This window comes from Pseudoalteromonas issachenkonii, from assembly GCF_002310795.1.
GTDB lineage: Bacteria > Pseudomonadota > Gammaproteobacteria > Enterobacterales > Alteromonadaceae > Pseudoalteromonas > Pseudoalteromonas tetraodonis.
The window spans coordinates 555,237-569,056 of record NZ_CP011030.1; the positions used below are offsets into that span (position 1 = coordinate 555,237).

General features: G+C 40.6%; 13 protein-coding genes and 1 other RNA gene. 5 read left to right on the plus strand and 9 right to left on the minus strand.

The genetic code is table 11. The features are described 5' to 3' along the window. Positions 1-247 precede the first annotated feature (247 nt). From dolP to PISS_RS02580, 4 genes are all read right to left on the minus strand, one after another. Positions 248-814: a division/outer membrane stress-associated lipid-binding lipoprotein gene (gene dolP / locus PISS_RS02565; RefSeq protein ID WP_013464043.1), complete on the minus strand. Its 567-nt coding sequence runs from the start codon at positions 812-814 to the stop codon at positions 248-250. Continuing rightward, a complete protein-coding gene (locus PISS_RS02570) occupies positions 807-1,400 on the minus strand; it encodes an SIS domain-containing protein (protein ID WP_013464044.1) in 594 nt (197 codons plus the stop codon). The genes dolP and PISS_RS02570 overlap by 8 nt, the downstream gene beginning before the upstream one ends. Before the next feature lie 151 nt (positions 1,401-1,551). Next, positions 1,552-1,923, minus strand: coding sequence for a YraN family protein (locus tag PISS_RS02575; RefSeq protein WP_058154142.1), 372 nt, complete (start codon positions 1,921-1,923; stop codon positions 1,552-1,554). Between the two features lie 9 nt (positions 1,924-1,932). Next, on the minus strand, positions 1,933-3,813 hold the full coding sequence (locus PISS_RS02580) for a penicillin-binding protein activator (RefSeq protein ID WP_058154143.1): 1,881 nt from the start codon (positions 3,811-3,813) through the stop codon (positions 1,933-1,935). A gap of 60 nt (positions 3,814-3,873) precedes the next feature. Between PISS_RS02580 and rsmI the strand changes: the two genes are divergently transcribed. Together rsmI and rnpB are read left to right on the plus strand one after the other, a co-directional pair. After that, positions 3,874-4,731 (plus strand): 16S rRNA (cytidine(1402)-2'-O)-methyltransferase, encoded by an 858-nt coding sequence (gene rsmI, locus PISS_RS02585; RefSeq protein WP_008468384.1) that lies wholly within the window; start codon positions 3,874-3,876, stop codon positions 4,729-4,731. Between the two features lie 42 nt (positions 4,732-4,773). Then, positions 4,774-5,139, plus strand: an RNA gene (rnpB, locus tag PISS_RS02590) — RNase P RNA component class A. Positions 5,140-5,405: 266 nt separating this feature from the next. Here rnpB and PISS_RS02595 read toward each other — a convergent pair. Beyond that, the gene (locus PISS_RS02595) at positions 5,406-6,509 is read right to left on the minus strand and encodes a mechanosensitive ion channel family protein (RefSeq protein WP_058154144.1); all 1,104 of its coding nucleotides are present in this window, start codon (positions 6,507-6,509) and stop codon (positions 5,406-5,408) included. A 123-nt stretch (positions 6,510-6,632) separates the two neighbouring features. Here PISS_RS02595 and PISS_RS02600 point away from each other — a divergent pair, with 123 nt between their 5' ends. Next, positions 6,633-7,580 carry a YihY/virulence factor BrkB family protein gene (locus PISS_RS02600; protein ID WP_058154145.1) on the plus strand — a complete coding sequence of 316 codons (948 nt, stop codon included), beginning with the start codon at positions 6,633-6,635 and terminating at the stop codon, positions 7,578-7,580. Positions 7,581-7,603: 23 nt separating this feature from the next. Here the strand turns inward: PISS_RS02600 and PISS_RS02605 are convergent, their stop codons facing one another. Continuing rightward, complete coding sequence (locus PISS_RS02605; RefSeq protein ID WP_058154146.1) at positions 7,604-10,630, minus strand: bifunctional diguanylate cyclase/phosphodiesterase; 3,027 nt, start codon at positions 10,628-10,630, stop codon at positions 7,604-7,606. Positions 10,631-10,884: 254 nt separating this feature from the next. On the opposite strand from PISS_RS02605, the gene PISS_RS02610 reads away from it, so the two are divergent. Then, a complete protein-coding gene (locus tag PISS_RS02610; protein ID WP_058154147.1) occupies positions 10,885-11,730 on the plus strand; it encodes a pirin family protein in 846 nt (281 codons plus the stop codon). 22 nt (positions 11,731-11,752) lie between these two features. Here PISS_RS02610 and PISS_RS02615 read toward each other — a convergent pair whose 3' ends face one another. Genes PISS_RS02615 through PISS_RS02625 form a run of 3 tightly spaced genes read right to left on the minus strand, consistent with a single transcriptional unit; the run spans position 11,753 to position 12,772 of the window. Further along, positions 11,753-11,995 (minus strand): hypothetical protein, encoded by a 243-nt coding sequence (locus PISS_RS02615; RefSeq protein ID WP_008110702.1) that lies wholly within the window; start codon positions 11,993-11,995, stop codon positions 11,753-11,755. A gap of 13 nt (positions 11,996-12,008) precedes the next feature. Beyond that, complete coding sequence (locus PISS_RS02620; protein WP_058154148.1) at positions 12,009-12,449, minus strand: hypothetical protein; 441 nt, start codon at positions 12,447-12,449, stop codon at positions 12,009-12,011. A 5-nt stretch (positions 12,450-12,454) separates the two neighbouring features. Next, positions 12,455-12,772, minus strand: a complete 318-nt coding sequence (locus tag PISS_RS02625) for a hypothetical protein (RefSeq protein WP_013464052.1) — start codon at positions 12,770-12,772, stop codon at positions 12,455-12,457. A 574-nt stretch (positions 12,773-13,346) separates the two neighbouring features. Between PISS_RS02625 and mraZ the strand changes: the two genes are divergently transcribed. Continuing rightward, the gene (gene mraZ / locus PISS_RS02630; RefSeq protein WP_058154149.1) at positions 13,347-13,805 is read left to right on the plus strand and encodes a division/cell wall cluster transcriptional repressor MraZ; all 459 of its coding nucleotides are present in this window, start codon (positions 13,347-13,349) and stop codon (positions 13,803-13,805) included. Positions 13,806-13,820 lie beyond the last annotated feature (15 nt).

Consider the following 13,820-nt stretch of genomic DNA (forward strand, 5'->3'; position numbering starts at 1 on the left):
GTTTGATTTAAGTTCACGGGCGACGGGCGACGGGCGACGGGCTGCGAGAAGCGGGTTAAGCTTGGATGATGTAGCAGCGGATTGATTCTGCGTCTATTAGTGATAATGCGCGAGGTAAACTCCCGCCTACAGATATAAAAAAACCTTGCGATGTTAACCGCAAGGTTTTTAAACTTCTCGAACCTCGAACCTCGAACCTCGAACCTCGAACCTCGAACCTCGAACCTCGAACCTCGAACCTGATACTTTACAAATACTCAAACACTTTAATAACGCGCTCTACGCCAGAGATATTACGGGCAATATTAACGGCTTGGTTTGCTTCAGCGTCAGATACTAGCCCCATTAAGTATACTTCGGCATTTTCAGTCACTACTTTTATATTATTACTGCTGATGTTTTCAGCCGCTAAAAGCTGCGCTTTTACTTTTGAGGTTAACCATGAGTCGTGAGTTTGCGTGGTGATACCAATATTAGAGCCAATGCGTAATTGGTTGTGAATTTTACGAATGCCAGATAGGTTCTCAATGGTTTTAAACGCTTGGTTTTTCATTTCTTGGTTAGGAACTTGCCCTACCATTAAAACCACGCCATTAACGCTTATAACGCTGATATGAGCAAACTTATTAAGACGTTCATCTTCACTAATAGCAATGCTGGCTTTTATTTCAATGTTGTTGTCGTCTATTTGCGAGCCAATGGTTCGTCTATCGTTTGCTGCAGTAACAGCACTGGCTGTGCCGGCCACTACAGCAGCAGCACAACCTTGTAATAACACAACGGTGCCTAAAATAATCAGGGAGCGTTTAAACATAATTTTCATCCTGCGGGAAAAGAGTTAAATCTACCAATTCACTTAAACAGTGAAGGTTAACTAAATGCGATTCAATAATGCGACTAGGGCGTTTAGACGGTGTACGTATTTCTACATCGTTGTGCCCAAGTAAGCCAACGAGTTCGCCACCATCATCACCTACCATTACTATGACCTTCATATCTTTGGTTAGTGCCGCTTCTACTGCAGAAATTATATGTTTTTCATTACCATTAATTGCTAATGCAAGGAGCAAATCACCTTGCTGAGCAAAGGCACGTACTTGGCGCGCAAAGGTATCGTGGTCATCTATTTGATGGCCTTGACCTAGGTTAATATTTTCTTGCGAAAGGGCGATTGCAGGTAAGCAAGGGCGCTCTGTTTCGTAAAAGTTTACTAATACGCCAGCCATGTGTTGTGCCAACATGTGGCAGTTTGCTGTGCCGCAACATATCAGTTTATTACCATTGATCAGGCTTTGTGCAATGGTGAATGCCGCTGACTCCAATGCGCTAGGAAGTACTTCACCTGCTGCAATTTGAACTTGAATACTTTCTTTAAAAATTTCTTTTATTGTGTCTTGCATGGATTACCAACAATTAATATCTAATTCTGTGTGAGCTCACACCCGCTTTATTAAGGATGATGATTTTTAGAAGCAGCTTGTTAATTTTTAACTACGCATTAATGCATTTAGCTGTTGTAATAATTGCTCACTCATTTGTATGTGCTCGGTATTAAAATACGTTTTTTAGCCAGTTTATGTGTAGTGATGGCTCGCCTGTTATAGCAACATAATCAATACGTAATGGCTGATTCTTTAAGTTTTTAGCCGCGAGGTAATGATAAATAGTTCGTCTTAATTTTTCTTGCTTTTGCGGGCTTAAAGCATAATTAGCGCCGCCTTTTATATTATTTTTACGAAACTTAACCTCAACAAACACTAAGGTGTCACCGTCTTTCATAATGACATCAAGTTCGCCATAGGGGCAGTAGTAATTACGCTCAATCGCTTTTAAGCCTTGTGCTTCTAAATACTTTTGCGCTTGGCGCTCATAATACTGGCCTTTTTCACGACTATTTTGCCACAGCTGTTTAAACCACGACATGTCGACCCCTTAGTTAATTATGGTTATGCCATCGTTAGCTGATTGCATAAATAGCGGTACAGGGCGTTGTGTTTTTAACTCCACCGGTTTTATTCGGCGGTTGCTGTACTGAGCCCATTGCAGTGAACGTTCAATATCACCGGCACTATTAATCGACAATTTACCGCTCAACCCTGAAAAGTATTTATCGGGTGTAACACTCAATTGTCTAATATCGTTAAGCATGGTGACGGAATCATAAGCCATCGCAAATAAACGTTGGCTTATATCGGCTTGTTCAGGCCATAAATCATTGTATTGCTGACGCAGATTATGTTGCTTAATTTGTGAGTCTAACATCCAAGGCAGTTCAGTAAAGTAGAGTCCGTCTAAATCACCTTTGTCAGTGGTATCTATTTGCTTACTGTGGCTTTTAGAGCTGGCGTAAATAGGAATTCTATCGGCAAAGGTACTCACATTAACATCAAGGTAAGGCTTAATTAATCGGGTTTCAATGGCGTCGCCGAGTATGTAGATGGCATCAATATCTCCACGTGAGCGTGTTTCACTTTCAACTTCTTTATTAAAAAGTGCTTTAACAGATTTAATACGCTCTTTTGACTTATCAACTTCTAACAAGCTAGTAATCGTATTGGGCATATCTTTGTTATCGTTATAAAAACCAACTTGCGTGGTTGTTTCACTATAGCGTTGCCACTGCAGATTAAAGTAGTCAACTAAGCGCTGGCCATTGGTATTATTTGGCGCTAGCAACATCGGCTTTTGATAACCCTGTGCTAAAAAGTGCTCTAGCGTTTGCTGTACTTCATGTTCAGGATTAAGCGCAAAAAAGTAATGTTGCAGCGAGGTTCTTTCGCCATCAAAGGTATTTAAATGTAAGGTGGGTATATCGAGTAATGTATTGGTATTAGCGAGCTTATCTATATTGGCTTTTAATAGTGGACCAATAACAAAGTCAGGCTGTAACTGAGAAATTTGTGCGCTCAACGCTTCTGTTTCAGTGTTTTCATCTATAAACAGTGTTTCGTTGATCTCTTTTTTATCAAGCGCTGCCAATATACCGGCTTTTAAGGCATCCCCAAGGCGCTTATTAGCACCTGACTGAGGCAGTAAAACAACCAAACGCTCAATATTAATTGGCGCTAATTCATTAGCATACGTTTCTTGTTTTGGCAGTACATTGTTACCAGGATGCCCCAGGTAACGGCGGCGCCAATTATTAATGGCTTGGTCTAAATCAACCGAGCTGTTGGCGTAAACTTGATGATACAAAGCTAAGTTAACCCAACCTTGTTGGATCACAGAACCACGGTTAAATCGTTCTAATGCGTAAGATGAGAGTTGCTTTAAATTTTTCCAAAGTGCATTACTAAGCTGAGGAATTGAAATAGTGTTTTTAGTTGCAGATTCTGACGCCGCAAAAAAATAGGGTGCAGCACGTTTTGGCAAGTTTTGAGAAGCAAAAATGCTGGCAGTTAAAAATTGGTGCCAGGCAAAATGTTCGGGTTGCTTGAGTTGTCCCTCAAGTGAGTTTAATACTTCAAGTGCTTGCTGGTTTTTATTCTGCTCTTTTTGTGCAAAGGCAATATATAAACGGTTTTGAATTTGATCAACACTGGCAGTAAGAGCAAGTTCGCTACATATTGTTTCGAGTAGCGGCCAGTTTTCTTCCGTAATGGCGCTATCACGGGCACTATAAAGCAGTTGAATTTTATCTGCACCAAAACGGTTTTGCGCTAATTGATAAATCGATTGCGCGTTCAGTGCTTCATTTTTCAGCGTATTGGCACTGCTATTTAAGTTATCGCTGGTTTTAGTTGGTTTTTCGGTTGTGCTACACGCCGATAACCCTGACAATATAATTAATAGACTAACTAGTTTAAGTCGCACAATGATTTCCCATACGTTAACGCGATTTGCTTATATTACTGACTGACGCAGGAGACCTCAATGTTAAATGAGGAGAATTCACAGAAAATTGGCACTCTTTACGTTGTTGCCACCCCAATCGGCAATTATGACGACTTAAGTCAGCGTGCAATCGCGACATTATCGCAGGTTGACTTAATCGCTGCTGAAGACACTCGCCATACTGGCAAGCTACTCAGCCACTTTGGTATTAAGGCTAAAACCTTTGCGTTACATGACCATAATGAAAAGCAAAAAGCGCAGCAAATTATCGACCAACTTAATCAAGGGTTAAATATTGCATTAGTATCCGATGCCGGCACGCCGCTTATAAGCGACCCTGGTTATGCCGTTGTTAATTTATGCCGTGAGCAGGGCGCACTTGTAACACCTGTACCTGGTGCATGCGCTGCTATTACGGCGGTATGTTGTTCAGGGCTGCCAACCGACCGTTTTCAGTTTGTTGGCTTTACGCCCGCTAAAAGTAAAGCACGCCAAGATTTTTTTATTGATGCGGTTAACTCAAGTATTACCAGTATTATGTATGAAAGTACCCACCGTATTATGGCAAGCTTAGACGATTTAGAAGCAGCGCTAGGTGGTGAGCAGCAAGTGGTATTTGCCAAAGAGCTCACTAAAACATTTGAAACCTTTTTTAATGGCACAGTGACTGAGTTAAAGCAGTTTTTAACTGACGATCCTACTAAACAGCGCGGTGAAATAGTACTCATGCTGCCGGGTAAACCTAAGGTAGTTGACGATATTCCGCCAGAGGCACGCAAAATGTTAGCGCTACTTGAAAACGAAATGCCAATGAAAAAAGCCTGTGGCGTGGTGGCCGATTATTTTGGTATGAAGAAAAACGCGCTGTATAAAACAATTATTGAAGAAAAACAGTAAATGTTTACTGCGTAGTGTGGTGCTCTCATGTATACTGCGCGCCGAGTTAGCCAAGATAATCGCTGCCTGCAACGAAAATGCGCAGGGGGAGGAAAGTCCGGGCTCCACAGGGCAGAGTGCCAGTTAACGGCTGGGGGGCGTGAGCCCACGACAAGTGCAGCAGAGAGAAGACCGCCAATCTTCGGATTGGTAAGGGTGAAAGGGTGCGGTAAGAGCGCACCGGGCCGCTAGTAATAGTCGGTTGCAAGGTAAACTCCACTCGGAGCAAGACCAAATAGGGTTCCTTATGGCGTGGCCCACGTTGGAACCGGGTAGGTTGCTTGAGCCATAGAGCGATTTATGGCCTAGACGAATGATTATCACTTTCTTCGGAAAGGACAGAACCCGGCTTACCGGCTGACTCACTCATTCAATAAAAAAGCCCGCAGTTAACGCTGCGGGCTTTTTTGTGTTTGGAATAAGCTGTTAGGTTCCAGCCGTCAGCCGTCAGCGGGCGGCGGGCGGCGAGCTTCGGGTTGCGGGCTTAAAACCTAAACTCGACGCGAGACTAACTATCGCCTTCAGGCATAAAAAACCTTGTAATGTTAACCGCAAGGCTTTTAAATTTCTCGAACCTCGAACCTCGAACCTCGAACCTCGAACCTCGAACCTCGAACCTCGAACCTCGAACCTCTCTATATAATATTTTTACCTTGCTCTGGGTCGCGTGATTCATCGGCTTGCTCGCGAATATCATCCGTATCACTACTTACATCATCAATACTGTGTTCATGCTCTGTGGTTTTATGTTTTTGAATATGTGATTGCTCGTTAATTTCTTCTGTTGTCTCTGTTTTAGCTTCGCTTGCTATGGGATAAATATCTTCACCTTGGCTATTGAGCAATATACGCTCTCTGGCATTGTCAGGCATACTTATATTATGTTGCGTAAAACTATTGATTAACTCTCGCATAAGCTGTGAGGCTACTTTTACCGTGCTGTATTGTTCGCCGTTGACCCAAAAGTAAACGGTAAAGTTAATAGTGGCGGAGCCTAAGTTATCAATCAATACTTGGGGAGGTGGATCGCTAAGCACAGAGGTTTGCTGCGATATTATACTAATTGCCAGACTTTGTGCGTCGCGAATGTCATTATCGTAGCCAATACCGATTGAAAAATGACCGCGCATTTTTGGATTAGCGGTTAAGTTTTTAATGGTATTTTTATACACAGTCGCATTGGGTATTTGAATATGATTGCCATCGTAGTCAACTAAAGTGGTTGCCCGTGCAGTTACTTTTTTAACAATACCAATTCTGCCATCAACTTCTATTACATCATCTATTTTAAATGGACGCTGTACACTTAAAAGTAAACTGGCAATAAAGTTCTCAGCAATATCCCGAAAGGCAAAGCCTAAAATAAGCCCAATTAATCCGGTGCCACTCATAATTGCGACCGCGAATTCGGTAAGTCCTGCCAAGCGTAAAAATAGATAAAACCCGAGTAAAATAATTAAGGTGCTAATACCTCGCCTAGCAACTAGATGTACTAATTTACTCTTGGTCATGTAAGTAACAGGCTTTATTAACAAGCGTGATAATGGTGTGGCAATTAAATAACTAATCACCAAAATAACAATCCCTAATAATAAAGTGGGCAGTAATTGCATGAATGTGTGTAGTAATTGCACGCTTTGATCTTTTAAAAAGCTCCAAGAAATTGAGTTTGGCTTAACGGTGTCGATTGCTGGAATTGATGTGTTATTAGCGAGTGTTGCAATTAAAGCACTGAGCATAGAGGTCATCCGTGTTAGGTCGAAGTAATTAGGGTCTGTGTTAAACAATAGCAGCAAGTTTAATACCAAGCAGTATTTGTTTGGCAAACATTTTGCTACTTAATTAGGAAAAGGGAGTTAACTATGAGTGACTTTAAGCGTGGCCAAAGAGCCAAGCAGCCTAACCATATCCCTCTGCGTGGCTGGTGGGATATTATAAGGCGAATAGTAAAACAAATGAGCCGTGATAATTTATCTTTAGTGGCGGCTGGCGTGGCATTTTATGCGTTACTGGCTATTTTTCCCGCCATTGCGGCATTGGTGTCTGTGTATGCTTATTTTGCATCACCGAATGATATTAGTGTGTATTTAAGTCAGTTTATGGCGTTATTACCACAAAGCACTCAAGAAATTATTTTATCTCAAGTTTCAAGTCTTGCGCAAAAGTCACAAACTAGTTTAAGCCTTAGTGCGCTGGGTACTTTACTGTTAACTATCTGGAGTAGCTCTAAGGGCAGCCAAGCGTTGATCACAGCATGTAATATTAGTTATCACGAATACGAAAAACGCTCATTCTTAAAGGTGCAACTTGTGCGTTTGTTATTTTCAGTGGGTGCAATTGTGGTGGCTGTAATAGCACTGGTAATTATAGGTATATTACCGCTAGCGCTTAATTTACTCGGAATTAAAGAGAGTATTGATTTTTTAATCATGCTTATATCATGGCCGTTGCTGGCATTGACCTTTAACTTTGCATTATTAATTTTATACCGTTATGCGCCTCACAGAAAAGCAGCTAAATGGCGCTGGGTTACCGTGGGCTCATTCACCGCCACTGTATTATGGATTGTGGCATCTTTTGGCTTTTCATTTTATGTATCTCATTTTGCTAGTTACAACGAAACATATGGCTCTTTAGGTGGAGTGGTTATTATGCTTATGTGGCTATTTATTAGCGCTTATATCATTATTTTGGGAGCCACAATCAATGCTGCGTTAGAGCAGCAAACCGCTCAAGACAGCACCATTGGACCAAATAAAAAAAGAGGGCAGCGAGGTGCGTATGCAGCAGACCACCTCGACACAAAATAACCAGTATTAGGGCTAAATGACTTTTATTTCAAACTAATTACTTGATTTGTTGTTATCAGCTGCATAAACGAGGCTTTGTGCAGCGGCTTTGAAAACAAATAGCCTTGGCCATAATCACAACCGGCCTCAAGTAATAAATCCATTTGTAATTTTGTTTCTATGCCTTCGGCAATCACTTTTAAACCAAGCTGATGAGCCATCATGATAATTGCTTCACACAAAGCCAGCTCTTGACTGCCTTTTTGAATATTATCAACAAAGCGTTTATCTATTTTTAGGTAGTCGGTATCCATTTCTTGCAAGTAAGCAAGCGATGAATAACCGGTGCCAAAGTCATCAAGGGCCAATTGCATCCCTGACTTAACCAAGGCTTTCAAACGACTTTGGGTAAGTTCTTCAGGGTTAACCATTAAGCCTTCAGTAATTTCGGCCACAATCGCTGAGGCTGGTATATTTGCCGTTGCTAGCATATCGTACCATTCGTCTATGCCGCTATCGACGGTTGCCAATTGCACTGGTGAAACGTTAATGCTTATTTGAAATTCATCTTGAATGTGTTTTTTAATATCATTAAGTGTTTGTAGTGCCTCAGCAAATACAAATTGACCCAGCGCATTTATTTGTCTGGTTTCTTCAGCAAGAGGAATAAAGTCAGCAGGGCTGATCAGGCCTTTTTCTGGGTGTTGCCAACGAATAAGTCCCTCAGCTTTATGAACGTGTAAATCATTAAGCGATACGATAGGTTGGTAATACAATTCAAATTGTTCTAGCTCTATAGCTGAGCGAAGCTCTTTGAGTAGTTGCATTCTTGCGTTTGCATCTTCACGCATATCATGTGAGAAAAATTCAAAGCCATTGCGACCGCTATTTTTTGCTTTATACATAGCTTGGTCAGCGGCTTTAAGTAATTGCTCTGGATTTTGGCCATCATCTGGCGCGCAGGCAATACCAATACTGGCACTGATATACACTTTTTCATCTTCAATAAAAATAGTGGAGGCAAGGCTAAGCAAAAGTGATTTTGCTATTTGCTTTATATTATCGCTGCCATGTAAATCACTAAACACAACAACAAACTCATCTCCGCCAATTCGTGCTACAAAGTCAGCCTCTTTGGCCGTTTGCACAATTCGCTCAGACACTAACTTAAGTAATCTATCGCCGTAATGGTGGCCCAATGTGTCGTTAATATCTTTAAAATGATCAATATCTAATAGCATAATGACCAGTTTTTGATCTGCATTGGTCAGGTTTGCGAATCGTTGGTTTAAGCGCTCTTTTAGTTCTAATCGATTAGGCAAGTCGGTTAAATGATCAAAGTGCGCTTGTCGCCAAATTAATTCATCTGCTTGTTTTTTCTCGGTTAGGTCGGTAAAAATAGCAATACGACTAGTCGGGGCTTTATTTTTATCGTAAATAGTATCGATGGTTAACCATTCAACATACAGCTCGCCATTTTTACGACGATTGGTTATTTCACCTTGCCAACGCCCTGTTTTATTGAGCGATTGCCACATGTAATTATAAAACTGCTTATCGTGTTTACCCGATGATAAAATACCCACCGTTTTATTGAGTACTTCTTTTCGAGAATACAAAGTTGTTTCACAAAACGCAGGGTTCACATCATAAATAACCCCATTTTCATCCGTGATTGCCATGCCTTCACTGCTGTTGTTGTATACTAATGACGCTAAATGCAACGATTCTTGATTTTGCTTTCGTTGAGTGATGTTACTAATAACGATAATAAACTCATCGGCTTTTTTCATTGGGCTAATTTTAGCTTCATAAAACTGATTGTCTTGTTTTTGTTCAAGTTCAACAGTGACAGGGGCGATCAGGGGTATTAAGTACCCTTGCACTTGTTTTAAATTAGCATCAGAGAATAAACACGATAATTTTTTAGGGGGTGTTGAATGGCTATAATTTAACGATTTAATACGTCCACCGGTATCAAGAATATTGCCATTGGCATCTACGCGTAAAAAAGCATCGGGTAATGCATTAAGCAGGCTATTGAGCTCGTCATGCTTATGTTTAAGGCATGCTTCAGCCGTTAAGCGAGTCTCGGCCATGTATTTAAAACGATGGTAAAGTCTATTTAGCTCAGGACTATTGGGCTGCTCATCGTCATGAGGCATATTACCGGCCGCTAAGCGGTTAACCGCCTGCGTTAAACTTTTAATCGGATTTAAAATGCTTTTATTGACCAGTCGTCTAGCTAATACAGCTAAAAGAAGAATGGTCATTAAAAATCCTAAAACCATTTTTACAAAGTTAATATCTATCCGCTCAAGTGTTTTATCTATTGGTTGAGTAATATAAATAGAGAGCTTATTGTCATTGCCATCTCGATAGAGAGTCGTTTGATGAAAAACTCTACGGATACCATCTTTTCCTTTAAAAATGACACCTGCTTGTAAATTATGTTCTAAATCAAACTCTTCCAATTTATAACCTAATCTATCGGCTGAAAAAGGGGAGTTGGCTAAAATAAGATTATTAGAGTCAGTGATGGCGACTCGAACTTCTGTCGGTAAATTCAAGCTATTAAGTGCCGAGCTCCACCAGTCTAAAGCAATTACAGTTACTATCACGCCTTCAATATCATTGTTTTCATTAAGAATAGGGGAAGCAAAGTTAATGCTCTGGGCTTCAAGGCTGCGATCGTGCTGGAAATGGCCAATACTAAACTCTTTACTGGCGAGTGCGTTTTTAAAGTAGGGACGATCACTAACGTTGATATTAGGGGCACCATTATTTGAGGAACAAATTAAATCGCCGTCTTTGTTTACTAAACCAATATTCGCGATATTGCCATTGAGTGCCTTAACATCTAAAAAATACGAAGGGCAGCGAGAAGATAAAGACTTAATGTCTTTCTGCTTTTTTGCTAAAAACTCAGTAATATGCTCTACATCATTAATCATGCTTTGCTGCTTGATAATTAGGTGCTCAGTGATAGAGCGCACTTTTTTCTCGTGCTCTTTAATAGCCGCGTCACGACTAAACCACAAGGTTACTAAAATGACAGCAGCTACAGGCATGCAAATTAGCATAAGTAGTCGATAAAGCTGATGTTTTAATGATGCAGTAAAAATAATCGTATCCAAATAAATATAGGGTAAAACTCTGACCAATAATTCTACTATAAATAACCTTTAATGTACTAAGGTTATATCGCAAATATTAAATTTACTTTTATTGTATATAACTGAAATTTATTAATTAATTTTCGGGTAGAGTCATAATAATAAATTAATATTTTATACTTTTACTTAACCTATTTTAGGCAAAAAAAATGAAAATAACCAAAGTACTAACTGCTTATGCTACCCAAGATGGGGATGGTGTTAATATTCGTCGTATTCCAGGATTTGATGGTAAATATTTAGATCCATTTTTAATGATAGATGAGCTTAAATCTGACGATGAAAGTGATTATATTGGTGGCTTTCCTCCTCATCCTCATAGGGGGATCGAAACCTTTACCTATATTTTAAAAGGCGGGTTTGAACATCAAGACCAAATGGGTAACAAAAAGGCGATTCGTGCGGGTGACGTACAATGGATGAGTACCGGTAGCGGTGTTATGCACAGTGAAATGCCTCTTGCCGATGCTGAACAAGGCTTACATGGTTTTCAAATTTGGCTCAATATGCCAAGTGCTCAAAAAATGCGTGAGCCTCAATACCAAGATACCACAGAGCATCCAGCACCGAGTTTTACTAATCAACAAGGTGTTTCACTTAAAGCCTTAGCAGGGACATGGCAATTTGAATCACACCAATTGGCTGCAAGCTTACAAAATTTAGCTGCTAATGGCGCTATAGCCGATGTAGCTTTGCCTGCGGGTGAAGGGCTTAATTTACCGGCTTTAAAACAGCAAAAAGTGATGATTTATATTCATACAGGCTCATTAATATCTCAGACCGATGACGTGTTTAATGCGGGTAAGTTACTTATATTAGAACCATTGAGTGACATTGCATTACAGGCAAAGAAAGCGGCGGGGGTTCTTATTTTCGCAGGCGATCCACTTAACCAGCCAATTGCGCACATGGGACCTTTTGTAATGACCACCGAGGCTGAAATTCGCCAGGCTGTTAGCGATTATCAAAATGGTTTTTTTGGCTCATTGTCGTGATAAATCGATGCGCGAATGACTTTTAAGCAAGTAGCTTTAATAACCAAGTGTATTTTTTTATCGTGTTAGCATCACCTTTAGCAGACTCAACTACAGCGCCAGCTGCAAACGCACTGGCGAGCCCCACTTTTGTTGCTGCAAAGCGCTTGGCTCTGTATTTTATAGCTGCAAGATGCTGACGTTTTAGCTCTGATCGCATAACAACTTCTTTATCTAGCTGTTGCACGCGAGCGTTCGGTGAGTTGATCAAATAATTGATTAACATAATTGTGTGTGCCTTATAATTTAAGCAGCTGCTTTAGGCTATTTAGCGTTTTAGTAAAGCCAATTTTTTTGCTTAGATAAACGGCGTTTCGCCACAGCCAAACTAAGCATAAAATTTGTAGGCTGATCACCACTGCAATGCTCAGCCAAATAGAGCTAAACAGATCAAAGGTGGCAAAGCCTACAATACCTAAAAATCCCACCCACAGTAACACCAAGCCACTGGCAAAACATCCTAGTAGAATGGTGATCAGTGCTAAGGATCTTAGCGATAGCTTCCACTCAGCTGTAGCCAGCTGATGCGTTAACTTTCCTTGTTGGTGATAATCATCCTTGAGCTGCGCTGCATAATCAGCAAGCTTAGCAACATGATCTTGCCAGTCATCGGCGTGTTTTGCCGATGACGGCGAATCTGTCCCTTGTGATTCACTTGGTGTTGAGTGTTGGTTTTGCATTAGTATTACTTACGACGAAACAGTGCTGTAACTAACATACCAGCAGCAAACGCCAGACCCGCCGTTGCTAATGGGTTTTCTGATGCGAGTTGACGCGTTTTAGACGAACACTCTGCTAGTTTCTCACGAGCGGCTAACTGCTTTTCATTAAGCGTTTCAGCTGAGCTGCTTGCGCCTTTACGAACACCATTTTCAGCTACCGCCGCTTTGCTTGATAATGCATCAACTGCGTCATGCGCTGCTGATGTCGCTTTATCTGTTAGCGGTGCTTCAATCTCTTGTTTTGCATCAATAGGAGTTTTGCTCTTTGTTGCCGTAGCCATAATCAATCCTTAATAGTTTTTTAAAAGTAATTATTTAGATGCAATGATTAAACCAGTCTTTAACCTGTTGTTTTATATGAATTGTATTTTATTTACGAATTTTGAGTGGGTTTATAGCTGTAACTATTGCGACAACAGTTTGTAATTTTTACAAACTAGGACGTGTTGATCATTCGAGATTGATTTTTTCTTTGTCCACTCAGTTACAAACCTCGCGACGCGATTAAACCGCATCTAGTTTGACCAAACTCTAATTCACAAAGGTCAGCAGGGCTCAAATAAATTGTAATTATTCACTGTTTATTCATTAAGCAAATAATGCCAACGAGCTAATAAAAAGAACGATAAAAAATTTTTTACTGGCTGATCAGATTTTTTATTAAACAATTCAACCGCTTTAATCGGAGCCTTATTTTTTCAGGCTTCGCGGGGTGCTAAAGCTGGGTGACTTACTTGACAAAAAGGCTTGTCAAGCCCTAAACTGGAGCACTGTGGTAAAAAGTGGTGTTTAGTGGATCAAACTGGATCGGGTTAATCAAAAAGTTGATTAAAATAAATTTACAATAGGCTTTTTATGTTTCGTGGCGCAAGTTCACTGAGTTTGGATGATAAAGGACGTTTTGCGGTACCGACTAAGTACCGAGACACGCTATTGTCTGAAGATCAGGGAACGGTAATTTGCACAGTTGCACTCAATGAGCCTTGCCTTTGGTTATACCCTCTTGGTGAATGGCTAGAAATAGAAAGCCGTTTAGCAAAAATATCTAATATGAATCCTAGAGCACGACGGATGCAACGTATGTTGTTAGGTAATGCGACAGAATATCAGCTTGATAAAAACGGTCGAATTTTGTTGGCGCCTTCATTGCGCTCACATGCAGAACTTGGCAAAAAAATTATGCTGGTGGGTTTAATGAATAAATTTGAAATTTGGGATGAAGCACGTTGGCACGAGCAGATGCGCCAAGACACTGAGCTTGAAAGGCTCGGTGATTTTGAACCGAATGACGATTTAGATAACTTCACCCTCTAGCAGCAAAATAAAAGG

What these genes read in the sequence shown, in the direction of transcription:
- PISS_RS02615 (WP_008110702.1), bottom strand. Translation starts at nt 11,995, where the DNA reads ATGTTAATCAATTATTTGATCAACTCACCGAACGCTCGCGTGCAACAG.
- PISS_RS02570 (WP_013464044.1), bottom strand. Translation starts at nt 1,400, where the DNA reads ATGCAAGACACAATAAAAGAAATTTTTAAAGAAAGTATTCAAGTTCAA.
- PISS_RS02605 (WP_058154146.1), bottom strand. Translation starts at nt 10,630, where the DNA reads ATGCCTGTAGCTGCTGTCATTTTAGTAACCTTGTGGTTTAGTCGTGAC.
- PISS_RS02575 (WP_058154142.1), bottom strand. Translation starts at nt 1,923, where the DNA reads ATGTCGTGGTTTAAACAGCTGTGGCAAAATAGTCGTGAAAAAGGCCAG.
- PISS_RS02600 (WP_058154145.1), top strand. Translation starts at nt 6,633, where the DNA reads ATGAGTGACTTTAAGCGTGGCCAAAGAGCCAAGCAGCCTAACCATATC.
- PISS_RS02610 (WP_058154147.1), top strand. Translation starts at nt 10,885, where the DNA reads ATGAAAATAACCAAAGTACTAACTGCTTATGCTACCCAAGATGGGGAT.
- PISS_RS02595 (WP_058154144.1), bottom strand. Translation starts at nt 6,509, where the DNA reads ATGCTCAGTGCTTTAATTGCAACACTCGCTAATAACACATCAATTCCA.
- mraZ (WP_058154149.1), top strand. Translation starts at nt 13,347, where the DNA reads ATGTTTCGTGGCGCAAGTTCACTGAGTTTGGATGATAAAGGACGTTTT.
- PISS_RS02625 (WP_013464052.1), bottom strand. Translation starts at nt 12,772, where the DNA reads ATGGCTACGGCAACAAAGAGCAAAACTCCTATTGATGCAAAACAAGAG.
- PISS_RS02620 (WP_058154148.1), bottom strand. Translation starts at nt 12,449, where the DNA reads ATGCAAAACCAACACTCAACACCAAGTGAATCACAAGGGACAGATTCG.
- rsmI (WP_008468384.1), top strand. Translation starts at nt 3,874, where the DNA reads ATGTTAAATGAGGAGAATTCACAGAAAATTGGCACTCTTTACGTTGTT.
- dolP (WP_013464043.1), bottom strand. Translation starts at nt 814, where the DNA reads ATGTTTAAACGCTCCCTGATTATTTTAGGCACCGTTGTGTTATTACAA.